The organism is Sphingobium estronivorans (assembly GCF_008692605.1).
In the GTDB taxonomy this organism is placed as follows: domain Bacteria; phylum Pseudomonadota; class Alphaproteobacteria; order Sphingomonadales; family Sphingomonadaceae; genus Sphingobium; species Sphingobium estronivorans.
In genome coordinates this window covers 39405-62365 of sequence record NZ_LFCT01000026.1, presented here as the reverse complement: position 1 = coordinate 62365, position 22961 = coordinate 39405, and the positions used below count along the sequence as shown (strand labels likewise).

General features: G+C 61.6%; 18 protein-coding genes. 9 read left to right on the top strand and 9 right to left on the bottom strand.

From position 1 onward, the window contains the following. Nucleotides 1–259: 259 nt before the first annotated feature. The 4 genes from F7P65_RS17535 to F7P65_RS17520 form a co-directional block, all read right to left on the bottom strand. On the bottom strand, nucleotides 260–1129 hold the full coding sequence (locus tag F7P65_RS17535; RefSeq protein WP_150293991.1) for an OmpA family protein: 870 nt from the start codon (nucleotides 1127–1129) through the stop codon (nucleotides 260–262). A gap of 573 nt (nucleotides 1130–1702) precedes the next feature. After that, complete coding sequence (locus F7P65_RS17530; RefSeq protein ID WP_162854695.1) at nucleotides 1703–3349, bottom strand: DcaP family trimeric outer membrane transporter; 1647 nt, start codon at nucleotides 3347–3349, stop codon at nucleotides 1703–1705. A 127-nt stretch (nucleotides 3350–3476) separates the two neighbouring features. Then, nucleotides 3477–4781 (bottom strand): MFS transporter, encoded by a 1305-nt coding sequence (locus F7P65_RS17525; RefSeq protein ID WP_150293987.1) that lies wholly within the window; start codon nucleotides 4779–4781, stop codon nucleotides 3477–3479. A gap of 106 nt (nucleotides 4782–4887) precedes the next feature. Further along, complete coding sequence (locus F7P65_RS17520; protein WP_150293986.1) at nucleotides 4888–5679, bottom strand: HpcH/HpaI aldolase family protein; 792 nt, start codon at nucleotides 5677–5679, stop codon at nucleotides 4888–4890. A 220-nt stretch (nucleotides 5680–5899) separates the two neighbouring features. Between F7P65_RS17520 and F7P65_RS17515 the strand changes: the two genes are divergently transcribed. The 3 genes from F7P65_RS17515 to F7P65_RS17505 are packed head-to-tail and all read left to right on the top strand — an operon-like array spanning nucleotide 5900 to nucleotide 8586. Further along, nucleotides 5900–6811, top strand: a complete 912-nt coding sequence (locus F7P65_RS17515; RefSeq protein ID WP_150293984.1) for a cupin domain-containing protein — start codon at nucleotides 5900–5902, stop codon at nucleotides 6809–6811. 44 nt (nucleotides 6812–6855) lie between these two features. Further along, nucleotides 6856–7773 carry a DUF6282 family protein gene (locus F7P65_RS17510; RefSeq protein ID WP_150293982.1) on the top strand — a complete coding sequence of 306 codons (918 nt, stop codon included), beginning with the start codon at nucleotides 6856–6858 and terminating at the stop codon, nucleotides 7771–7773. A 21-nt stretch (nucleotides 7774–7794) separates the two neighbouring features. Continuing rightward, the gene (locus F7P65_RS17505) at nucleotides 7795–8586 is read left to right on the top strand and encodes an IclR family transcriptional regulator (RefSeq protein ID WP_150293980.1); all 792 of its coding nucleotides are present in this window, start codon (nucleotides 7795–7797) and stop codon (nucleotides 8584–8586) included. Nucleotides 8587–8661: 75 nt separating this feature from the next. Here F7P65_RS17505 and F7P65_RS17500 read toward each other — a convergent pair whose 3' ends face one another. Continuing rightward, nucleotides 8662–9468 (bottom strand): sterol desaturase family protein, encoded by an 807-nt coding sequence (locus F7P65_RS17500; protein ID WP_240334364.1) that lies wholly within the window; start codon nucleotides 9466–9468, stop codon nucleotides 8662–8664. Nucleotides 9469–9567: 99 nt separating this feature from the next. On the opposite strand from F7P65_RS17500, the gene F7P65_RS17495 reads away from it, so the two are divergent. Further along, entirely contained in the window at nucleotides 9568–10479 is a 912-nt protein-coding gene (locus F7P65_RS17495; protein WP_150293977.1) for a LysR family transcriptional regulator, read from the top strand. A gap of 19 nt (nucleotides 10480–10498) precedes the next feature. Here the strand turns inward: F7P65_RS17495 and F7P65_RS17490 are convergent, their stop codons facing one another. Together F7P65_RS17490 and F7P65_RS17485 are read right to left on the bottom strand one after the other, a co-directional pair. After that, nucleotides 10499–11485: a 3-keto-5-aminohexanoate cleavage protein gene (locus F7P65_RS17490; RefSeq protein WP_162854694.1), complete on the bottom strand. Its 987-nt coding sequence runs from the start codon at nucleotides 11483–11485 to the stop codon at nucleotides 10499–10501. 13 nt (nucleotides 11486–11498) lie between these two features. Continuing rightward, on the bottom strand, nucleotides 11499–12545 hold the full coding sequence (locus tag F7P65_RS17485) for an NADP-dependent oxidoreductase (RefSeq protein ID WP_150293973.1): 1047 nt from the start codon (nucleotides 12543–12545) through the stop codon (nucleotides 11499–11501). 242 nt (nucleotides 12546–12787) lie between these two features. Between F7P65_RS17485 and F7P65_RS17480 the strand changes: the two genes are divergently transcribed. Then, nucleotides 12788–13822: an urea transporter gene (locus F7P65_RS17480; RefSeq protein WP_150293971.1), complete on the top strand. Its 1035-nt coding sequence runs from the start codon at nucleotides 12788–12790 to the stop codon at nucleotides 13820–13822. 131 nt (nucleotides 13823–13953) lie between these two features. Here the strand turns inward: F7P65_RS17480 and F7P65_RS17475 are convergent, their stop codons facing one another. Next, a complete protein-coding gene (locus F7P65_RS17475; RefSeq protein ID WP_150293968.1) occupies nucleotides 13954–17058 on the bottom strand; it encodes a TonB-dependent receptor domain-containing protein in 3105 nt (1034 codons plus the stop codon). Between the two features lie 265 nt (nucleotides 17059–17323). Continuing rightward, the gene (locus tag F7P65_RS17470) at nucleotides 17324–18310 is read right to left on the bottom strand and encodes a TetR/AcrR family transcriptional regulator (RefSeq protein ID WP_240334363.1); all 987 of its coding nucleotides are present in this window, start codon (nucleotides 18308–18310) and stop codon (nucleotides 17324–17326) included. Nucleotides 18311–18931: 621 nt separating this feature from the next. Here F7P65_RS17470 and F7P65_RS17465 point away from each other — a divergent pair. From F7P65_RS17465 to F7P65_RS17450, 4 genes are all read left to right on the top strand, one after another. Further along, the gene (locus F7P65_RS17465; RefSeq protein ID WP_150293964.1) at nucleotides 18932–19708 is read left to right on the top strand and encodes an SDR family oxidoreductase; all 777 of its coding nucleotides are present in this window, start codon (nucleotides 18932–18934) and stop codon (nucleotides 19706–19708) included. Beyond that, nucleotides 19705–20502, top strand: coding sequence for an SDR family NAD(P)-dependent oxidoreductase (locus tag F7P65_RS17460; RefSeq protein ID WP_150293962.1), 798 nt, complete (start codon nucleotides 19705–19707; stop codon nucleotides 20500–20502). Before F7P65_RS17465 ends, F7P65_RS17460 begins: the two co-directional genes overlap by 4 nt. A gap of 132 nt (nucleotides 20503–20634) precedes the next feature. Next, a complete protein-coding gene (locus tag F7P65_RS17455; RefSeq protein ID WP_150293960.1) occupies nucleotides 20635–21831 on the top strand; it encodes an acyl-CoA dehydrogenase family protein in 1197 nt (398 codons plus the stop codon). Between the two features lie 3 nt (nucleotides 21832–21834). Next, a complete protein-coding gene (locus F7P65_RS17450) occupies nucleotides 21835–22950 on the top strand; it encodes an acyl-CoA dehydrogenase family protein (protein WP_150293952.1) in 1116 nt (371 codons plus the stop codon). Nucleotides 22951–22961 lie beyond the last annotated feature (11 nt).

Sequence of the window (22961 nt, the reverse complement as noted above, 5' to 3'; positions counted from 1 at the left end):
GCCATGCTCCGGGCGTCACCGCTGCGGTAGGGCGCGCGGGGATAGGAGCGCAGGCTCAGCAGCGGATCAGGATGATCCCGTGAATTAGGAAGCCGCTATGGGACGCCGCGGCCGACGACCCGTTGAGAGATCAGAACGATCACGGCCAACACAAGCAGGAGATGAATAAGGTCGAGGCCCATCGACGCCTCCCCTCGGGCAGCGCCGCCTGCGATGCGGAAACGGAAACGGGGGTGGGCAAAAGCCCACCCCACGCATCTCACAGGCCGTCGACGGCCTTGCTGACCAGGATATTCACCGCGACGCGGCGGTTCTGCGCCTTGCCTTCGACGGTGTCATTGCTCGCCACGGGGTCCGCTTCGGACATGCCGGTCGGGGTCAGCATGCGATAGGGTTTCCAGCCGCAGGCCTGCTGAAGATAATTGACGACGCGGCTGGCCCGCTTTTCGCTGAGCACCTGGTTGAATTCATCGCCGCCGGTCGAATCGGTGTAGCCCACCACGAGCAGCAGGGCATTGGGCGTCCCCTCGGCAGCGGAGGCTGCGGCGCAGAGGTCGTTCTTCGCCTGAGGCGACAACACCGCCTTGCCGGTGTCGAAATTCACGTTCGTCGTGCTTTTGACATTATACTGGTCGATCTCGCCCATGCGACCGCGCAACGCCGCGGTTGCCGCGGTCTGCTCCTCGAAGCCCTGCGCGGTGCCGTTATGGATCATCGACGCGGTCTTGAGATCCTTGTTCTGAAGATTGATCTTGCTCGCCACCAGGCCATCGCCCGATTGCAGCGTTTTGACCGTCACCGGCACGCCGTTGAGCAGCGAGGTTGCGGGGAGTCGGCTGCGGTTGAGGCCGAAAAAGCCCTTGCTCGCGCTGATCTTGGTGGCGTCATTGATGGTAATGACGGATTTGGAACCGTCGTCCGCCGTCACTTGCATCCTGTCGCCGCTGCGGGCGGAAATGATGCCCTTGATCTCGGGTCCTTCGGTTTGCTCGGCCGGCATATATGCGGTCGCAGCAACGTCGGCCGGGGGCGCAGCATCCTGGGTCTGCGCCGACAGGCTGCCGGACGATGCCCCGGCAAGCAGGGCCACCGACAAAAGAAATTTGGGGCTTTTGGAAATGACACTCATCACGCTACTCCTTCAAAATTCGACCAGTCGGGCCTGCATCACTGCAGCTTGACGTCCGACTGCCGCCCGCGGGATGGCGTATCTAGCTGTCAGAACCCCCTCCATTATGGGCCACAGGACGCTGCGGATGAGCGCCGTGGATGGCCTGCCTGTTCAGAATTACCTTTCTGGCATATGAACGGAAAGGGGACGCTGCCAGTCGCGTAGCCAATTGGAGCGTTGCGTGCGACGAACTGATGGAGGGGATAGGTACCAGCCACAGCCCTTCGCTGTAGCATTGGTCCTGACGATTATTGAGGCAACGCCTGAAATGACGCCCTTTGCTTCGAAAGGAGTGGACACGATTCTTCAGTCACTGCTCATCGGCTAATATATCGCCCGACCGTCCGAAAATCGGGCCGAACTTTATTTGTCTTTTGTTTTCCATATCTTCCTCACGAACCGGCGATGCGGCTCGGGAGTTCGCGCGCAGCTTCGCACAGCGGCACGATTTCACGCCCGATGGATCGGAGGCCATGCATCGAAAATATCCGATGCATGGCCTCCGTCAGTCATTTCCGTCCGTCGAAGGCTTCAGAAAAGATTATATTGGGCGCTGAACTGAAGACGGTTCATCACCCCATGATCGCCATAGCCGAGCGCGCGATTGGCGTCGGTCTGGCCGCGCAGGCCCAGATAGCCATGGATGAACTCGACGCCGAAACCGACCTGCGGCAGGGGACTCCAGATCAGGTTGGCATGCAGCGTCGCTTCTTCCTCGATGAAGTTGAGCGGCAGCATCTTGTCGGGATTGTTCATCCGCAAATAGCCAAGGACAAGGTTGGACCGCAGCGTCTTCGACCAGAAATGCTTGTAGGACGCGACGCCGCCATAGGTGAAGATGGTCCGCAGCTTGCCGTCCGGTCCCAGCACCGCGCCATTGCCCGGATTGGCGTTGGACGATCCGTTGGGCGCGACCCCGGTCAGGAAGGCGGTATCCTGCACGCCCATGACATAGCGGCCCAGACCCGGACCGCCATTGGCCGACAGGGTCAGGCTGTCCTTGCCGAAGGTATCGACCGTCAGGTTGAGCTGCGCGCCGCCGCCCCAGGTCGAGGCCTGACCGGCAAAGGCGAAGGGACCGTTCGGCCCCACGAAGGGCAGCGACGCCCCGCCCGTGTCGAGATTGATGTGGCGCAGCACGCCCGCGGCGGAAATGCGGAAACCCTCGCCCTTATAGGTGTAGCGCGCCGTGAAGTCGGGCATGTCGTTGAGCACGCGGGTGCTCATGATCGAGCCGATGGGGATGTTGGACGTATGGTCCGCGCCCAGAAAATCGCCTTCGGGATTTTCGATGCCCAGTGTCAGCAATCCATGCTGGCCGAGCTTCCGCTGATAGCGGATCAATGGCTGGCGCATGGCATAGGCCGCGCCGACCGGGCCGGTCATGTCCAGCGTTTCGGCTGCCGCCTCCAGATCCATGAACACCGACCAGCTCTGGCCCACCAGCACATCGCCGAGCGAGAACCAGGCCTGGCGAAGGCGCGGGCTGACCGGGTTGGTCAGCAGGGCGTTGCCCGCCGTGCCGTAGAAATCCAGTTCGATCTGGGATTTGAGCGGCCCCCATGCCGTGGGCGTCTCGCTGCCGAAGCCGAAGCGGGTCTGCCGCGCGGTGAAGGCCAGATTGCCCTTGCGCGCCGCCTGGGACGTACCCTTGATCGGAATGGCGACGGCGTCGGTCGGCCAACCGTTGAGGTTCGCGCCGGACAGGTCCATCGCGGCGTCCATTTTCAGCATGCCACCGAAGGTCAGGGTCGTGTCCAGACCCGGAATGGTGAAGCGGGCCCCTTTGCCCCGTGCCTGCGCGGCGAAATAGGGATTGGGTGCAATGGTGCCGGGCGGAACGCCAGGGGCGTCGGTGGCGGCGCGTTGAGGCGCCGAAGGGGAAAGCGGGCGCGCGGACGGCTGGACAGCGGCTTCGGCGGAGGAAGCGGCTGGGGCGGATGGGGCCTGGACCGGCACCGGTTGCGCCTGCGCCATCGCCTTGCGGGCGGCCTCGCTTTCCGCAAGGCGCCGTTCCAGATCGGCCTGCTGCTGCTGCATCGTCTTCATCATCGCGGTAAGCTGGTCAAGCTGCGCGCGCATGGCGCTCATATCGTCAGCGCGCGCCACCCCGGGAACCATGGCAAGCGTCATCCACGTCGCCACCGATGCTGTCATCAACGCACCCTTGCAGGTCATGTCCGTCTCTCCTTGGCGCGTCCGCCGGACGCGCATGTCATGTCATGCGGACGGTCCCTTGCCGCCGCATCCTGTTCGAAGAGGCCCGGACACGCGGTCCGGGCCGATAGTCTTGAGGTCTTGAAAGTCAGACGTGGTGCGGCGTGGCCGAGGACATGGTCCCCCCGTCTCCCGAAATGTCGGGCGCCTCATCCAGGTCGCGCCCCTTGGTTTCCGGCAACAGGGCAATGGCGAGGACCACGAAGAAATAGGCGCTGCATCCCACGATCGCCATCGCCCCGCGCAGGTCGAACTGCCCACCCGCCGCGCTCAGCACGCCGACCAGCGTCGGGAAGAAGGCGCCGATGCCGCGCCCGACATTGTAGGAGAAGCCCTGTCCCGTGGCGCGGATGGCGCTGGGGAACAATTCGGTGAAATAGGGTCCGAGCGCACTGTAGATGCCGAGCGAGGCGAAGCCGAGGACGAAATCGAGCGGGAACAGCATCGACGTCGGCACCGGCAGGAAGAGGAAGGCCGGGATGGCGATCCAGTTCATCAGCGTGAAGAGCAGGAAGTTGCGGCGACGGCCGATGGCATCGCACAGATAGGCCGCGACGATATAGCCGACGAACGACCCGAAGGTCAGCGTCACCATATGATAGCCGACCTCGACCGTGGTCAGGTTATGCAGCGTCTTGAGCAGCGTCGGCAGCCAGATCACCATCGAAAAGCCGCCCGCCTGCACGCCCAGCGCCAGGATGGAGGTCAGGATGGTGATGCGCAGCACCTTGGGGTGGAAAATCATGAAGGGGCTGACATGAGCGGCGCCCTTGGCCTCCCGCGCCTTCTTGGCATTCAGGAAGACCGCGGGTTCCGGCACGTTGCGCAGCGCCAGGAGGACAAAGATGGCGGGCGTGACGCCCAGCCAGAACATCCAGCGCCAGGCGGTATCGGGCGGCAGCATCGCGAACAGCACCGACGACATCACCGCCGCGATCGCATAGCCGATGGCATAGGCGCTCTGCACCGTACCGACCGCCTTGCCGCGATATTCGGGACGGATGATCTCGCCCATCAGCACCGCGCCAGCCGCCCATTCGCCGCCGAAACCGATGCCCGACAGGATGCGCGCGATCAGCAGATGCTCGAACGAGTCGGCAAAGCCGCACAGGATGGTGAAGAAGACGAACCAGGCGATCGCCAGCTTCATGACGCGCACGCGGCCGATGCGGTCGCACAAGATGCCGCCGATCCAGCCGCCCAGCGCGGAGGAGATGAGCGCGGACGTGCCCAGCATGCCCGCCTGCGCCGTCGACAAATGCCAGGCGGCGATCAGCGTGGGGATGAGGAAGCTGTAAATCTGCGTGTCGAGCGCGTCCACCGCCCAGCCGCCGAAACAGGCGTAGAGCGTTCGCTTCTCGATCTTGTTGAGGCTGCGAAACCAGTCGAACATTAGAGGAGTCTCCTACCCGTGCCGGCCTATAACCGGTCTGTTGGGGCCAATGCCCGGTTGAAAGGGTGGGCGGGCGTGCAGGCCCGGCCCGAAAGCTGAAAATGGATCATCTCGCCACGATCCGGGCCATATCGTCCGCCACGCGCCGCGCCGTGGAGAGCAGCATGCTCTGGTCGGATCCGCAGACGAACAGGCTGATGCCCATGGCGATCATGTCGGGAATCGTGTCGCTGTTGGGCACGAACAGGCCGACCGCGCGGCCATGGCGGCGGCCCGCATCGGCGATGGCGCGAATGGCGTCGGCGAGGCGCGGGTCCTTCGGGCCGTTGCAACCGAGCGACAGGCCCAGATCGGCCGGACCGATGAACAGGCAGTCGACCGCGTCGTCCGCCGCGATGTCATCCAGCCGCTCCATCGCCTCGGCATCCTCGATCTGGGCGAGGAAGCAGCTGCGCGCGTCGGCCTGCGCCCGATAGGCGGCATGGTCGACCTGGCCGTAATTGCCCGCGCGGCCGGACGGGGAAAAGCCGCGGTGGCCGCGATCATATTTCATGGCGTCGGCAATGGCCTGCACATCGGCGGCGCAACGGGTATGCGGCACCATTACGCCATCGGCACCCATATCGAGACAGGCGTTGATGAAGGACGGCCGATGGTCGGGAACACGGACCAGTGCGGGAAGCGCCGCCCCCCGCGCAGCCATCAGGGCATTGTCGAGCGCGCCGACATCGAAGGGTGCATGTTCCGCGTCGAGCACCAGAAAGTCCAGGCCGGATCGGCCCAGCAGATCAACGGTCTGCGCCGAGGTGGTCTTGACGAAGCTGCCGACGACCGGCGCTCCAGCCCGGATTCGATCACGCAGGATATGCGGCACAGCCGTGGCGATAAGCCCATTCATTCCGGCATCCCTCCTGCCATGAGCGTTGCTGATGTTTCACTGTTGGAAACCATGTTTCATTTTTTCGATAGAATTCCGATAAGCCGGTGTCAACGGCCATTGCAAAAATCTGTATCGTTGTTAGATACCGCGTATCGCAATACGAAATGCAAATGCGTCAGCCGCCCGGTCGAGCCTCTTCAGGAAGGCGTTCGCGGCCCGACAAAAGGAGAGATATTGCATGTTTGACAGTTCTGATCCGCGCGCGACGCTGGCGCCTGCTTCCGCTGCATCTTCCCCTGCGGCCACGACCTTTGCAGCGGCGGAATATGGCCGTTTCTACGATTCGCTCCCCCAGGATGACGACGCGCAGGGCAGGAGCTGGTATTTTCGCGGCCAGAATTTCATCGTCCATTATATGGAGGCAGCCACCGGCGCGCAGTTGGTGCGCGAGGATCAGGCCGACGAATATGCGATCCTGATGCCCGATGCCGCCAGCGCCGTGGCGATCGAGGCGAATGGCGAATCGCGCGCCGTGTCAGGCGGGCAACTGGCTTTCATCCCGCCGGGAGCCAGCCGGGTCAGCGTGACCGCGCCGGGCCGCATCATCCGCCTGCTCACCGTGCGGGCGCAGGATCTGGCCGCAAAATGCAGCAACGCCGGGGCCTATGACACGCCGCATCCGAATATCCCGCCGTTCCAGCCCTGGCCCGCGCCACGCGGCGGCTATGCCATCCGCACTTATCCGCTGAGCGTGCCGCCCGAACCGGGCCGCTTCGGCGCGATCTATCGCTGTTCGACGCTGATGATCAACATGCTCGACCTGTTCGAGGGGCCGCGCGACGCGACCAAATTGTCGCCGCACCATCATGATGATTTCGAACAATGCTCCTTGGCACTGAAGGGCAGCTTCATGCACTATATCCGCTGGCCCTGGACCACCAACCTCCATGCCTGGCGCGACGACGACAAGGAATATTGCGCGTCCCCCTCCGTCGCGGTCATCCCGCCGCCCGCCATCCATACCAGTCGCGCCGTCGGTGACGGCACCAACCAGCTGGTCGACATCTTCTGCCCGCCACGCGTCGATTTTTCGCTGAAGCCCGGCTGGGTGCTGAACGCCGACGACTATCCGATGCCGTCTGACGACTGATCCCCCTTCCCTTCTTTCCCCCCTTTTCAGAACTGGAGACTGTCATGTCCACCGAAACCCTGACCCCCGTCGACGACAAGCTGATCGATGAACTGCTGACCGGCGCGGTCGACCTGCATTGCCATAGCGGCCCGTCGGTCATGCCGCGCCGCTTCGACCATATCGACGCGCTGGAGCAGGCCGCCGACGCTGGCATGAAGGCGGTGCTGTTCAAGGACCATTATTATTCCGCGACCCCGATCACGGAGATGCTGAACAAGCGCTACGCGCATCTGGGCGTCACCATGTTGTCGGGCGTGCCGCTGAACAACGCGACCGGCGGCATCAACCGCTATGCGGTCGACCATGGCATTCGCCTGGGCGCGCGGCTGGTGTGGATGCCGACCTTCTCCTCGGCCAACCATATCGAGCATCATAATCACGGCCAGACCACCAACTTCCCCTCCACCAAGGAAGCGATGCTGGCGCCGACGCCGCTCACCCCCTTCGGCCCGGACGGCAAGCTGCTCGACGAGCTGAAGTTCATCCTCGACCTGATCGCCGAAGCCGACATCGTGCTGTCGGGCGGCCATCTGCACATCAAGGAAATCTGGGCGGTGTTCGAGGAAGCCAAGAAGCGCGGCGTGAAGCGGTTCCTGGTCAATCACCCGACCTTCGTGGTCGACGCCACGCTGGAGGACATCAGCGCGCTGGCGGAATTCGGCGCCTATGTCGAACATTCGGTCTGCATGTTCACCGAAAATTCGCCGTTCAAGATGTTCGAGCCGGACGAGCTGAAGCGCCTGATCACCGCCGGTACGGTCGACCGCACCATCCTGGGGTCCGACCTTGGTCAGCAGGGCAATCCGACGCCGGTGGACGGTTTCCGTTCGGTGATCGCGCTTTGCCTTGAGATCGGTTATTCGCCGGCCGATATCAAGAAGATGATATCGACCAACGCAATGACCCTGATGGGTCTGTAAAGGGGAGCGGATTACAGGCATATGGCGGAAGATCGATCGGGCGTTAAGTCCCTCAACCTGGCGCTGGACGTCATCGAAGCGGTGGCCAATGCGGGCGAGGATATCGGCGTCACCGACCTTGCCACCAGCATGGGGCTGACGAAGGCGACGGTATTCCGCCATTTGCAGACTTTGGTCGAACGCAACTATCTGGCGCAGGATTCGCGCACGTCGCGCTATCGGCTGGGCGTGCAGTGCCAACTGCTCGCCCAGCTCGCGGCCGGGCGGATCGACCTGCGCAGCGCGTCGGAGGATGCCGCCATCTGGCTGCGCGACCAGACCGGCCTGTCGGTGGCGGTATCCACGCTGCGCGCGCGCAGCGTCATCGTGCTGTCGATGCTGGCGGCCAAGACGCCGTTCCAGATCGGCGTGCGGCCCGGCAGTGAACTGGCGCTGCACAGCAGCGCGCAGGGACGGATCGCGCTTGCGTTCGGCAAGAGCGGGCTGAACGCCTTCGCCCGCAAGCAGCAGTGGGAACAGACCACGCCCCACACCCCGACCGACTGGGAGGCGCTGGAACCCAAAATCGCCCTGGCGCGGGCACAGGGCTGGGCCGATGCGCCGGAAGAACTGGCTTTGGGGCTGAACGCCGTCGCCGCGCCGATCTTCGACGACCGCGACGATTGCATCGGCACCATCGCGGTCATCGGCCTGATGCAGAATCTGCCCCGTGAAGCCGATCCGGCCATCGCGCGGGCGGTTATCGCGGCGGCGGAGCGGGTGTCGGCCAATCTCGGCCACCAGACCGGTTTCCGGACCGCGATGGGCAAATAGCACGATCGCCCTTCATTGGAGGCTATCGCGCCGGGGCCTCCGGCTTCCCTGCCGGAGCGGAAGCGCTTTTCCCGTTCAACGGGTTTTCTTGCGGATCAACGGATAGAAGATTTCTTCCAGCCAATGTGCTTGCGGTCCCGGCAAGCCATAGCGTGCGGGACGGCCTTGCGGGATAAGCAATGTACCGAACATGGTGTCGAATATCGAGAATACGGTGCCATAGTTGCGGTAGTTCGCGCCATCACGGCCCCAGCCGTGATGCGTGTGATGAAGCCCCGGCGTAACGAACACATGCTCCAGACCGCGCAAAACGGGACCCGCGATACGATGGCGGCGGATGGGGTCATCCCATCTGAAATTGCAATGGGTGACCACATTCCAGACCAGACGGACCCCGCCTGCCAGCCCGGCGGCCGCACCGAGGCCCAAATAGATCGAAAGGCCGAAAATCCACGCTTCCGGCTGGATGCACAGCCAGCCAAGATTCTGCCGGAAATTGGTCAGCACGTTCATATATTTGCCGGAGTGATGGGTCCGGTGAAATTTCCAGAGTCCGGAAAGGCGTGGATATTTGCCGGCCCCTTCGTGCGAAAACCGGTGGACCCAATAAAAGGCGAATTCCGCGATCAACGATATCCCAATAAAGGCGGGGATCAGCGGCCAATCCGACAGCGCGCCGCGCGAGGTGGGGAACAGAAACGCGATCACGACGGCGACGACCACCGACGTAAGCGGGCGCATCATGCCCAAACCGATAAGGAAGGAGGAAATGTTCACTTTCCAGTCGGTGGCTGAATAAATGCCCTTGTGACGACCCAATAGCAGCTCAGCGCCGAGCAAGACCCCAAACAGGCAGGCGGCGAAGAGAAATATCTGATTCATGGGCACCCTCCCTCAGCGGTCGTTCGGCACTTCTTCACCCGAGCCGGGGACGCATGTCCAATGCATTGAAAGGGTGATATTCATGATTATAAGTAATATATGGAGATCCGCACCCTTCGTCATTTCGTCACACTCGCGCGACGCGGCAGCTTCATTGCTGCGGCGGAAGAGTTGAATATCACCCAACCTGCGCTCAGTCGGAGCATCCGCGGGCTGGAGGAAGAGATCGGGCAGAAGCTGATCGTACGCCACCGCAACGGATGCGTCCCCAGCCCGGCGGGAGCATTGCTGCTCTACGACGCGGAGGGCATCTTGCGGCGCATGGCAATGGTTCAGCACAATTTGCGCGCATTTGCGAAAGGGCGGCTGGGCCATCTTCGCTTCGGCGTGGCGCCGCTCCCGGCCGCCTTGTTTCTGTCGCCTCTGCTGAGCCGCGTTTCAAAGGAACAACCCGACCTGACCATGGGCGTGTCGCTCGGCTCAATGGCAGCGCTGCTCGAACAATTGCGCGGCGATCATATCGAATTTTTCATATGTGCGAAATCGCGCCTTCCGCGCGACGGCCTTCTCGCGATGACCAAGCTTTGCCGCATTCCGCTGACATGGCTGGCCAGAGTTGGGCATCCTTTGGCGCGCCGAAAGGCGGTGACGTGGGACATGCTGTCGGATTATCCGATAGCTGGCGTTCATTCTGACTTCAGCACCCCTCGGGAAAGTGCAGCGGATACGATGCTGGATATGCCTATCGCCATTGCATGCGACGATTATCAGGTCTTGCTGTCCACCGTTGCGCACTGCGATGCCGTGTGCCTTGCTTCCAGTGCGATGCTGCCTCTCCAGACCGGGGTGGTCGCGCTCAACGTGGTGGAGGGACCTGCGAAGGAAATCGATATCGTCGCGGTGTCCCGTCGCGGCCGGGAATTCTCGCCCGCCGTGACGATGCTGTTGCAACACATCCGGTCCATGACCGATCCCAGAGACGACCGTTTCGTTTCCACCACCACCGTTTAACCGAGCGCAAGGCCACCTCTCAGGATGAAGCGGCGCAACCGTTCGCGCGACCGGCGCGGCGGCCTTCCGATGCCATTCCGACGCGGTCGCGCAGGTCGTTGGGCGTGGCCGGCCGGAAACCGCGACGGATGAGCAGATCGACATAATGATCCACCATCTGCGCATTCCCGCCCGGGAAAATGGAAGCGTGATCGCCCAGACCGACACGCATGCCGATCCCCCTGTCCAATGTGGCTTCCTGAAAATATTCATAGCTCTTCATGTCGGGCAATCCGGTGACGAACAGGTTGATTTCGGAATCCACCTCCATCCGCCGCCATTGCCAGAGATAGGCGTCCAGCGCCTCCACTGATGGCGTCGGCCCCCACATCAGATCGCAGAAGAAGTTGATGGAAACCAGGACAGGGGTCGGTATCAATCCCTCCTGCCCATAACTGCCGAGAAGGCGCAGGTCGGACAGATTGAAGACGCCGAAAAACGGTGTGTACCCCCGGTTGAGAACTTCCTGAACGCAAGCTGGCAGACGAAAGGGAACATCCGGCCGCAGGGACTGCTTTTCGTCAATGGTGACCAGACGGTTTCGGTGCACATCATAACCGGACTTCAAATGCTCGAAACGAAATGCGTCGATATTGACCGTTTCCAGGCCGCCATGCTCGGGCGGCTGTTCATCCAGCGACCAGATGTGCGGAAGATCTTCGGTCGAAGACGGATTCACGATGCCATAAGGAAGATTGGTCGGCTCCATGACGATATCGCTTTGGCGAGCGGTCAGGTCGATCGCCGCGCGATAGAGGCTCGCCCCATTGCGGTCGTTGTCCAGCGCCTGTCGTCCGTCGGCCGTCCGGGAATGGAAATGAACGATTGTGCCGCCCGCCTTGCCGCAACGGATGGCATCCTCGGCGATTTCCTCGGCCGTATAGGGCACCGCCGTATTGGTCTCCTTTTTCTGATATTCATTGACGGCGATGCGCACCATCACCTTGCCTTGTTCTGCCAGCGTCATATCGGCTTGCCTTTCATCGTTCATCGGCGACATGCAGGAGGATTTTTCCCCGACCGTGGCCGGTTGCGAGGCGCTGCTGCGCTTTCGCGGCCTCTTCGAGAGGGACGATGTCCATTGCCGGCGCCTTCAGCGTCCCCTTGGCAAGAGCGTCGACAAGGCCTCTAAGTTGAGGCGGCTGGGTATCGAAGGTCGAGAACACGATCTGATGCGTTATTCTCCGGTCCGGCGCGGGGTGTTCCGACCGCGCTCCGTTCGCGGACAGCGAATTGCCAATTGCCGCCCACACACCTCCCGCCCTTACCAGATCGGAAGCGTTCGGCAGACTGTCCCCGCCAACCGTATCGACCAGCAGGTCGACCCCATCGAGCCGCCACGCCAACAGCTTTTCCCGCACTGGACCACCGCTATAGTCGATGGCGACATCCGCACCCAATGACAGAACATAATCCCGATTGCCGCGACTGCACGTCGCCGCGACCCGTGCGCCGGCCGCCACCGCCAACTGGATGGCAAAACCGCCGACGCCGCCTGCACCACCGTTGACGAGCACGGACATACCGCGCTGCAATCGCCCGACATTGAACAAGGCCTGCCATGCGGCTGTCCCCGCCGTGGGCAAAGCCGCTGCCTCTGCCAGACCGACATGCGCGGGCAAGCGCACGGTCAGTTCCGCGCTGCTCACCACGAATTCCGCATAGCTGCCACGCTCGCCTCGACCGAAGTTGCTGATCGCGACCACCCGGTCGCCGACAGCAAGGCCCGCCACATCCCGGCCGACCGCGGCCACCCATCCAGCCGCGTCGAAACCGGGCACGAAGGGATAATGATAGTCGAAATAGCGGGCCAGCGAACCCTCGCGCGCTTTCCAGTCAGCCGGATTGACCCCGGCATAGGCGACCTGGACCACGACTTCGCCAGGTCCCGGCCGAGGCCGGTCGAGCGTCGCAGGATAGAGGACTTCAGGTCCCCCGATCCGGTCCATGGCAATCGCCCGCACGATGCTGATCTCCCTCCCCGCTTTTGTGAAGATGGTGCCAGCGCCCTGCAAGCGTGGCTTCATCCATTTGTATGAGGACCGATCGCCATTCTATCCTGCGCGCGATTTCCTCTGCCGGGGGCGGCATCGGTAATATCGCGATCATCGGCCAAAGGCGCGGGCCGAGAGCAATTGACGAAGCCGTCCTTTGGCTTCGATCGTCCGATCCGGCGTCACCGGATCACCCCCTTGACTGAGATGGCGATATCCCTCTTTTATGGGAAAAAGAGCGGGCCATATCCCGCCTCAGAGGGAGCTTTACGACGATGGCGGTACGTTTTTCTTCAACCGGCCTCGTCGTCGACGGCACGGCGGCATCCTCCCTTGCGCTGAACTTTCTCGACTGCGTGCTGCGCGGCATCGGGCAGGTGATGTTGCAGAATAACAGCTTTGCCGGACTGCTCTTCCTGATCGGGATTTCCTATAATTCGCCGCTATTCGCGATGGCGGTTCTGCTCGGCACCGGGGTCAGCACGGGCACCGCCATATTGCTCGGCGCCGATCGTGCGCTTGTGCGGGAGGGGCTGTTCGGCTTCAACGGCGGACTCGTCGCCATCGCCCTGCTCTATTTCCTGCAACCGACTCTCCTCACCTGGGGATGCGTCGTCTTCGCCGCTGCTTGCTCGACGATCGTCATGGCCGCCTTTCTCGCCCTTATGGGCGTCTGGAAAGTGCCCGCGCTGACCGCCCCATTCGTCTTCACCGCCTTTTGCTTCTTCCTGGCGACCGCGCGTTTCGGCCGGCTCCCATCGACGCATCTTCTGCCGACTGCCGGCCTGCCGAAGGCTGTGACGGTCGAAGGCACGGTGACGGCATCGACAATCGCGGAGGGGCTTTTCAATGGGATTGCCCAAATCTTTTTCCAGGGGAATATCATAACCGGCATTCTCTTTGCGGCCGGCCTCATCATCAGTTCAAGGATAGCCGGCACCATGGCGCTGGCGGGCTCCTTGGCCGGAATCCTTGTCGCATGGGCGATGGGCGCCGCCGAACCGGCGATCCACTCCGGCGCGTTCGGCTTCAACAGCGCGCTCACCGCCATCGCGATGGGCGGCGTGTTCTTCGTTCCCGGCAAGAGGATGGTCATCTGTACGCTGATCGCGACGATCGCCACGGTGTTTGTGTTTGCGGCTGTTTCCGCTGCGCTGGAGCCACTTGGCATCCCGGCACTGACGCTACCTTTTGTGCTCGTGACATGGCTTTTTCTGTTTGCAGGACCGGCCTTTCCCGGCCTTCAGGCGGTGACGGACTCAAATGAGCCCGCGACCCCCGAAAGCGGGACAGTGATCCCCGCAGCATGAAATATGGAAAAAGAATTCAATAAATACGTCCGACATCGAAGTAAGGCTATCCAGATCGATGCGTACTGACCTTTAAATGATGTCAAGAAAGGGCAGATATCCATCCACCCTTTCCAATTCCCACTTCGCAATCAAAGTTTGACGGATACACCCATATACATGAAGCGGCCGATATTGTCGTAAATGGCGTCGCCATCACCATTGCTGCCATTACCGAGCAGTCCATAGGGCGGTTTGCGATTGGTGAGATTATCGACCCCGCCATAAAGGGTGAACCGCTTGTCTACATCCAACGACGCGCGGACCGAATGGTAGAAAACGCGCGGATAATAGACGGTGTCGGCATAATTGGGATCGAGGGCCGGCACGCCGTAAGTATCGTGTTGGGCTTCCCAATCCGTGATCGACTGGCGGCCGATATAGCGGATTTGATAGCCCAAAGTGAGATTGCGGTGCGTATAGTCGATGGACGCATTGACGTTCCAGATCGGATCGCCCAGCTCGCCCTTCACTCGTTCAGGCTGGCTGGGATTGTCGAGATAGGGATAGTCCGTGCGGGTCCGTACCCAGGTGCCGACGACGCGGACCGCGATCCTGTTATTCGGGTCGAAACGATGATTATAGGCCACATCCATGTCGATGCCCTTCGCCACCAGAGCGGCGAAGTTCACTGTACTCTGCAGCAGGGCCGGTCTGGCGAACAGCCCATTGGCTTGACGGGGATAGATGAGCTGGCAGAACTGATTGTTCAGGCTTGCGCCATCATAGCAGGCGTCGAGAATGGTCTGCGCATCCACAGAACTGATGACCTTGCTGATCTTGATGTCGTAATAGTCGACCGTGATCGACAGATCCGGGATCATGCGCGGTTGCAGGATGAAGCCATAAGTCCAGCTGCGCGACTTTTCAGCGGTCAGATTGGGATTGCCGCCGGACAGAAACTCGGTGCTTCCGGCGCGCGCCACGCTGTTGACGAAGCCCGCAGGGACGCCTGCGGCCGCACAATTGGCTGCGCGGGTCGACTTGCCCTTGTCAATGAAATTGACGTCGCAGGGATCGTCCAGAAGATCGAAATTCTGTGACGGCGAGGAATAAAGATCGCTCAAAGTCGGCGCCCGCACCGACCGGGAGTAATTGACACGGAACTTGATGTCGGAAACCGGAGCATAGATCGCCCCGCCATTATAGGCCCAGACTGTGCCCGTGGCCCCCTTATAATCAGCAACGCGCACCGCACCATTGACGCTGAGCTCCTTTGCAAAGGGGATATTCTTCAAAAGGGGGACGTCCAGTTCGCCATAGGCTTCCTTGACGGCGAAGGATGGCGGATTGAAGTCGGGAATTGCGTTCAGGAAGGTATCGCCGCTCTTCACCGTGTCGTCATAGGCGTAAAATGCCTTTTCCCGACGATATTCGGCGCCAATCGCAAAGGCGACGGGACCGCCTGGCAATTCGAACCATTGCGAACTGTCGCCCACCAGATTGGCGTTGATGTCGAACTGGCTGGCGCTGCCCCGGCGATGGGATGTGGTGTTGATATAATCGAGCGCCGCCTGGCTGGGTGCGCCGTCGCCAAAAAGGTTGAGCGGCGCACATGCCGGGTCCGTGACGGTCACCTGATTAATGCGGCAGACAATATTGCCCGCTGCATTGAATACGGCGTCGGCCGCATTCTGAAAACGGGATTCGATACGGTTGTTGAAGAACAGAGACCGGCTCTTGAACTTCCCGTAGTTAACGGAAAAATCATAGCGCCAGTCGTCGTTGAATGTGCCTTCGGCGCCCACGACGATGCGGTAGGTGTCGCGGCGATCATACTCGTCGCGGGTGCCAAGATCGTTATTGTTGCGGTTGAGCCGGAAGAACTCCGCGCCTGCTGGCAGCAGCGAGCGGATGGTGGCGGCTGCGCCCGGCTGCAAAAAGGCATTGTCGAAGAAGATCGGAACGCCCGAGCCGAGATAGGTGTCGGGCGTCGCTGCCACGCGGATCGGATTGCCGTCCTCATCCTCCGACGCGACCGTGCCCTGATCGCCGCCCTGTCCGAATGTCGGGCTGCCCTGGTTGAAGCTCTTCACGCGGACGAATTTGGCTTCGATAAAGGGACGAAATGCGTCCGAAACGTCATAATGGGCCAGGAAGTTCGCCACGAAGCGCTTGAGCGAGGGATCGAGCGTGCCGCGATCGTTCAGGGTCGCGCCGTCGCCATTTTGATTATTCCCGGATCCGGCAGGGCGGAAATCATTGCCATAGGCATATTCATAAAGCGACCCGTTGGGGTTGAAGCCGAAAACGCGCGGAAAACCATTTGCGCGGCAGGCCCCCGCCGCGCCTGTGCCGCAGGACAGCGGACTGCTGCCATTATAGGCGATGAAATTGCCGCCATTGTCATAACCGAAGCTGTGCACTCCGGTCAGGAAGCTTCTGTCGGGAATGTCATTGTCCAGAGACGGATTGTCGACCAGCTGGAATTGCCGCCGCCCGGAAAAAGCTCCGGTCAAGGCTGGGCGGTCGATATAGGTCAGCAAATTCGCGCGGTTATATTCCAGGCTCAGCGAAACATTGCCCCGTCCGTCAGCGAAATTCCGGCCGAAGGTGCCCGACAACCGATAGGTTCCCCGGTCGCCATAGCTGGAAACGCCAGCCTTGCCGTCAAGAGAAATGCCTTCGAAATCGCGCTTCAGCACGAAATTGACCACGCCCGCCATGGCATCGGAACCATAAACCGCCGAACTGCCGCCGGTCACGATGTCGACCCGGTCTATGAGGTCGGTGGGAATGGTGTTCGTATCGACGAGAAAATCGCCTTCGGACGATGTGACATGGCGGCGGCCGTTCACCAGCACCAGCGTGCGCGTAACACCCAGGCCGCGCAGATCCAGCAGGTTGAGGCCGGATGTGCCGATATATTGGGTGGAATTCGCCTGACTGTAGGAGGACCGCAACGAGGGCAGATCATTCAGCACATCACCGATGACGGTGCCGCCGCTCCGGGTGAGATCTGCGGTCGACAGAGACGTTACGGGAATCGGCGAATCCAGCGTAGGTCGCGCAATGCGGGAACCTGTCACGATAATGACCGGCTCTGCCCTATCCGATGTCGCGTCGCTATCCTGCGGCGCCGTTGCGGCAGCCGGGAAGGCGGCGGCCCCGTTCGTCTGCGCACAGGCAGCTCCGGTCGCGATCAAGAAAGCCGTGCCCCAGCACGCCGAGCCAAGCAGAATAGCACGAAGCTGCATGTTATACCCCTCATCCCTTGCAGAAAGCATCCCCTCAACGCTTTCTGGGGATGTAACATACATCGGCGATCTAATTTCCCACAGCCTGCACAAATAGCTGCATTGTTACTATTATATCACATTAAGGTGGATGAACGGCTCTTTGCGAACGCAGTCATTAGTGGACATACCAGCAGTGATCCGGTCAGGGGCCGGTCCGTCGCGGGCCGGGGTCCTGCGACTTCTTCAGGGGCGCGTCCTTCACGCCAATAACCATGCCTTCCGCCTAATCGTCAAAGATGCCAATTTCGATGACGGAAGCATAGCGAGTGACGGCTTCGGATCGATCAAGCCGCGACGCCCAGCTTCGCAATTCATTCGCCGAATTGATCGTCGACATGATCAGGTGTCCCGCCAGATAAGGATCGATCACACGCACATGACCTTCGCGCATGGCATCCACGACCAGCCCGGACAGAAACATCGCCGTACGATTCGAAAGCTCCCGCATTCCGGCGCGCATCGTTAGCGGCAAAGCCTGCAACGCCGTGGTACGCAGCAGCGGGTCATGGCCTTCGAACTGCAACGCGACCGCCGATGCGACGATGGACCGCAAGACATCCCACCTGGACTCGCAGGTCTCTTGCGCCGCTTGCCGTAGATAACCAAGCCTCCGATAGCTGTCCCTGAAACATTCGAGGATCAGATCGTCCTTCGCCTCGAGATGATGGTAGAAACTGCCCTTTGTCAGATTGATGTCCCCGGCAATCCGATCGATCGACGCCCCTTTATAGCCCATGTCGTTGATCAATTTAATCGCAGACTTCAGGAAAGGCGGGCGACCATCTGTGGGCGGCTCCACCATTATGTCAAAGATTCGAGCTGCCTTGTTCTGCGGACGCGCAGCAATGCCTCCGTCCAACAGGTCGAATAGACGCTGACGGACATTATCGAGGTCGGACAAGGCATATTGACGCATCCACACGTCCGACCAGAAGATTGCCTCGATCAGCGTCTGGGTTCTGGCGGTCAGGATGGATTTGCGAACTTCGTCATCGACCGGTCCGAAAAAAGCCCGCACAGTGCGAAACAATGCCTGAAATCGGGCGAAGAGAAGCGACCTCACCGGATCGTCAAGGGCGCGAATTTCCGACAGGATAGCGATTGGCCGGACCTCGCCGCGAAAGGCTGAGATATAATGATCAAAATGAAGTTTCAGAAATTGCGCGACCCGTTCCCTGGGATTGTCGGCGCACGCCGCCGCCATCGCCATGCGGTCCAACTCGGCAATGCTTTCCTCGAACACTGCCGCTGCCAGATCTTCCTTGTACCGGAAATAATAGGTCACTGAGCTGGTTTTGAGATCGAGCGCCTGTGCGACATCCGCCAGCCGCATACCTGCCACGCCATGCCGATTGAGCAGCAACGTCGCTGCGTCGAGAATTCTGGCCCTTTGACGCTCGAACCGGACGGATCGATTGCCGATCGAATGCAGGCTGGTGGGCGATGACCCCAAGGAAGACATATCCTTCCTTGACCTGCTTGTTCAGCACTGTCGAGCAAAACTCGCCAAGCGCACGCCATTTTTCCATTTTTAGTAAAACGGGTTTGCCGTCGAACATCGAGTCACGCCACATTAATCTATTGATAATACGTAATATTATAAAATATATGCGTCATACTCTCGTATAATCGAATTTTGAGTCTGGATTTCGAAAACCGAGTATGCCAACAAGGCAAGAGATAGCCAGATGGAATGGACTCGATGGATTTCAGCGTCACCTCACGTGAACGACAGGTTCAGGATCGCATTCGGGACTTCGGGGAATCGGAAGTCGGGTCCAGGGCGCAGGACGGCGCCGGCGAATAAGCAATAGCTCAGCAGAGGATTAGCATGGAACTGTTCGATCTGACCGGCAAGGTCGCCATCGTCACCGGTTCGTCGCGCGGCATCGGCCGTGCCATCGCGGAAAGCTATGCCGCCGCCGGCGCCCGCGTCGTCATCTCCAGCCGCAAGCAAGCTGCCTGCGAGGACGTGGCCAACGCCATCAACGAAAAATATGGCGAGGAACGGGCCATCGCCATCGCCGCCAGCATTTCCGACAAGGCCGCGCTCCAGTCCATGGTGGATGAAACGCGCAAGCGTTTCGGCAAGATCGACATTCTGGTCTGCAACGCCGCGTCTAACCCCTATTATGGCCCGATGGCGGGCATTACCGACGAACAGTTCCGCAAGATCTTCGACAATAACGTGCTGGCGAACCACTGGCTCATCTCCATGGCATCGCCCGAAATGATCGAACGCCGCGATGGCGCGATCATCATCGTTTCGTCCATCGGGGCCCTGGTGGGTTCGACCGTGATCGGCGCCTATAACGTCTCCAAGGCGGCCGACTTGCAGCTGGTCCGCAACCTGGCGCTGGAATTCGGGCCGCACAATATCCGCGTCAACGCCATCGCGCCCGGCGTGGTCCGCACCGACTTCGCCCGCACCCTGTGGGAAGACCCGAAGGCAGAGGCGGAACTCAAGCGGGTGACCCCGCTGGGCCGCATCGGCGAGCCGGCCGAAATCGCCGGCACGGCCGTGTTCCTGGCTTCGCGCGCGGGCGCTTATATCACCGGTCAGGCCATCGTCGTCGATGGCGGCGCCACCGTCGGCGGTCCGCTGTGAGCGGACGCTTCGTCGGCAAGAGCGTGCTCGTCACCGGTGCCGGATCGGGCATCGGCCGGGCGACCGCACAGCTCTTCGCCGAAGAGGGCGCCCGCGTCCTGGCGGTGGATCTGACCGATACGGTCGAACAGACCGCCGCCGGTCACGACAATATCACGGCCATGCAGGGCGATGCCGGCAGCGACGCCGACGTCATCGCGATGATCGCGGCGGCGACCGAACGCCATGGCGGCATCGACATCATATGCGCGAATGCCGGCATATTGGGGGGCTTTGGCGGCCTGTTCGAACAGACCGCCCAGGATTGGGCCAATCTGTTGCGGGTCAACCTGATCGGCCCCTTCCTGGCGATCAAGCATGGCGCGCGGGCGATGATCGACAGTGGTCGTGGCGGCGCCATCGTGTGCACCGCGTCGGTCGCGGCGCTGCGTGCCGGGGCGGGCGGGCCCGCCTATTCCGCGTCCAAGGCCGGCGTGATCAATCTGGTCCAGACATCCGCCCAGCAACTGGGCGGGTCGGGCATTCGCGTCAACGCGGTCTGCCCCGGCCTGATCGAAACCGGCATGACCCAGCCAATCTATGATCAGGCGCGCGCGAAGGGACGCGGGGAATCGATCGGCCAGCTCAATCCGCTCGGCCGCGGCGGCGAACCCGCCGAAATCGCGCAGGCCATATTGTTCCTGGCCTCTGACGAGGCAAGCTATGTCAACGGCCACGCACTGGTGGTCGATGGCGGATTGTCCACATCCCATCCTTTCGCCAAGCCCAGGAAACTGGGTGAGACGACCATCTGAGACGAGATAATCATGATCGAGACCATTCAGCACGACGACGTCTTTGCAATCGCACAGGCCATCACCGCCGAAGCCGGCGCGAAAATGGGCGGGATCGACCGGCGGGATCGCTGAGACAGGGAGGGCAATGCCATGATTTTGACCTTTACCCCGGAAGAGGAAGCCTTTCGCGAGGAAGTGCGCGGCTTCCTGAAGGAAAAGCTGCCCGCCCGCATCTCCGAGAAGGTGCGCACGGGCAAGCGGCTGACCAAGGCCGACCATGAGGAATGGCACAGCCTGCTGAACGAGCGCCGCTGGTACGCCAACCACTGGCCCGTCGAACATGGCGGGCCGGGCTGGACCATCCCCCAGCGCCATATTTTCGAGATAGAGGCCGCCGCCGCGCATGCCCCGTCCATCATCCCTTTCGGCGTATCGATGCTGGGCCCGGTGTTGATCAAATATGGATCGGAAGAGCAGAAGAAATACTGGCTGCCGCGCATTCTGGACGGGTCCGACTGGTGGTGCCAGGGCTATTCCGAACCGGGCGCCGGGTCTGACCTTGCCAGCCTGAAATGCGCGGCGGTTCGCGATGGCGACCATTATGTCGTCAATGGGCAGAAGACCTGGACCACGCTGGGCCAGCACGCCAACATGATCTTCTGCCTTGTCCGCACGTCCAGCGAGGGCAAGAAGCAGGAGGGCATTTCCTTCCTGCTGGTCGACATGAACACCCCCGGCGTGGAGGTTCGCCCGATCACCCTGCTGGATGGCGAGCATGAAGTGAACGAAGTCTTCTTCACCGACGTGCGCGTGCCGGTCGAAAATCTGGTCGGTGAGGAGAATAAGGGCTGGACCTACGCCAAATATCTGCTGACTTATGAGCGCAGCAATATTGCCGATGTCGGCAAGTCGGTCGCGGCCTTCGCCCATCTGCGACATATCGTTGAAACCCAGCAGCGGGGCGGCAGGCGACTGGCGGACGATCCGTTGTTCGCCGCGCGCATGGCCCGGCTGGAAATCGACCTCGACAATATGCGCACGACCAATCTTCGCGTGCTGGCGGCAGCAGGCGAAGGCACGGCGCCAGTGGCGGAAAGCTCCATGCTCAAGATCCGGGGAACCGAGATTCGGCAGGAAATCACCAACCTCGCGCGCCGTGCCCTCGGCCCCTATGCCCAGCCCTTCGTGAGCGAGGCGCTGGACGAAGGGTTCAAGGGCGAGCCTGTCGGTCCCGATTATGCGGCGCCGATCGCGGTGGAATATTTCAACAACCGCAAGCTCTCGATCTTCGGCGGGTCCAACGAGGTCCAGCGCGAAATCATTACCAAAGCCATTCTGGAGCTTTGATCCATGGATTTTCAACATAGCGAAGACAGGCAGATGCTGGCCGACAGCCTTGGCCGCTATCTGCAACAACAATATCCGATCGACGTGCGCAACGGCATCAGCGCGTCCGACGCCGGCTGGTCGCGCGACAAGTGGAATGAACTGGCCGAACTGGGCGTCATCGGCGCGCTGTTCGACGAAAGGGTCGGCGGCTATGGCGGCACGGGCTTCGACATCGCCGTGGTGTTCGAACAGCTGGGCCGCGCGCTGGTGGTGGAACCCTTCCTGTCCACGCTGATGGCCGGCCGCCTGCTCGCCGCGATGGGCGAAACCGCACTGGTCGAACAGGTCATCGCGGGCGAGCGCGTCGTCGCCTTTGCCCATTCCGAAGCCCATAATCCCTATGATCTGGCCGACATCGCAACCACGGCGTCGCCGTCGGGCGACCGCTGGCTGCTGAAAGGCGGCAAGGCGGTGGTGCCGCAGCTGGCATCGGCGGACGAGCTGATCGTGTCGGCCCATGCGCAGCGTGATGGCGAAGCGGACGCGGCCGTGTCGCTGTTCCGCCTCGACGGCGGCAGCGCCCAGGCGCGCGTGCAGGACTACCCCATGGTCGACGGCGGTCGCGGCGGCGATCTGTGGCTGGACCAGACGCCCGCCAGCCTGGTCGGCGGGCAGGGCGAAGCCTATCCCGCCATAGAGGAAGCCGTTGCCGCCGGCATCGTCGCCCTGTGCTGGGAAGCGGTGGGCGTGATGGACGTGATCAGGGACGCCACGCTCGACTATCTGCGCACCCGCAAGCAGTTCGGCGTCGCCATCGGCAAGTTCCAGGCGCTTCAGCATCGCATGGCCACGGTCGCGCTGGAAATCGAACAGGCCCGGTCCGCCGCGATCAACGCCGCCGATGCGCTGGGCGGCGATCGCGACCGGCGCGAACGGGCCGTGTCGGCTGCAAAATATACCATCGGCCGCGTCGGCACGCTGGTGGCGGAAGAGGCGATCCAGATGCATGGCGGTATCGGCATGACAGAGGAACTGCCGCTGTCCCATTATGCCAAGCGCTTGACCATGATCGGCCACCAGCTGGGCGATGAAGACCATCATCTGGCGCGGTACAGCGCGATCGGACGTGCGGCATGACCGCGGGCTCG

Coding starts and splice junctions, on each gene's coding strand:
- F7P65_RS17530 (WP_162854695.1), bottom strand. CDS start 3,349: ATGACCTGCAAGGGTGCGTTGATGACAGCATCGGTGGCGACGTGGATG.
- F7P65_RS17450 (WP_150293952.1), top strand. CDS start 21,835: ATGGATTTTCAACATAGCGAAGACAGGCAGATGCTGGCCGACAGCCTT.
- F7P65_RS17470 (WP_240334363.1), bottom strand. CDS start 18,310: ATGGCGATGGCGGCGGCGTGCGCCGACAATCCCAGGGAACGGGTCGCG.
- F7P65_RS17510 (WP_150293982.1), top strand. CDS start 6,856: ATGTCCACCGAAACCCTGACCCCCGTCGACGACAAGCTGATCGATGAA.
- F7P65_RS17495 (WP_150293977.1), top strand. CDS start 9,568: ATGGAGATCCGCACCCTTCGTCATTTCGTCACACTCGCGCGACGCGGC.
- F7P65_RS17505 (WP_150293980.1), top strand. CDS start 7,795: ATGGCGGAAGATCGATCGGGCGTTAAGTCCCTCAACCTGGCGCTGGAC.
- F7P65_RS17485 (WP_150293973.1), bottom strand. CDS start 12,545: ATGAAGCCACGCTTGCAGGGCGCTGGCACCATCTTCACAAAAGCGGGG.
- F7P65_RS17490 (WP_162854694.1), bottom strand. CDS start 11,485: ATGACGCTGGCAGAACAAGGCAAGGTGATGGTGCGCATCGCCGTCAAT.
- F7P65_RS17465 (WP_150293964.1), top strand. CDS start 18,932: ATGGAACTGTTCGATCTGACCGGCAAGGTCGCCATCGTCACCGGTTCG.
- F7P65_RS17515 (WP_150293984.1), top strand. CDS start 5,900: ATGTTTGACAGTTCTGATCCGCGCGCGACGCTGGCGCCTGCTTCCGCT.
- F7P65_RS17535 (WP_150293991.1), bottom strand. CDS start 1,129: ATGAGTGTCATTTCCAAAAGCCCCAAATTTCTTTTGTCGGTGGCCCTG.
- F7P65_RS17475 (WP_150293968.1), bottom strand. CDS start 17,058: ATGCAGCTTCGTGCTATTCTGCTTGGCTCGGCGTGCTGGGGCACGGCT.
- F7P65_RS17455 (WP_150293960.1), top strand. CDS start 20,635: ATGATTTTGACCTTTACCCCGGAAGAGGAAGCCTTTCGCGAGGAAGTG.
- F7P65_RS17480 (WP_150293971.1), top strand. CDS start 12,788: ATGGCGGTACGTTTTTCTTCAACCGGCCTCGTCGTCGACGGCACGGCG.
- F7P65_RS17520 (WP_150293986.1), bottom strand. CDS start 5,679: ATGAATGGGCTTATCGCCACGGCTGTGCCGCATATCCTGCGTGATCGA.
- F7P65_RS17500 (WP_240334364.1), bottom strand. CDS start 9,468: ATGAATCAGATATTTCTCTTCGCCGCCTGCCTGTTTGGGGTCTTGCTC.
- F7P65_RS17525 (WP_150293987.1), bottom strand. CDS start 4,781: ATGTTCGACTGGTTTCGCAGCCTCAACAAGATCGAGAAGCGAACGCTC.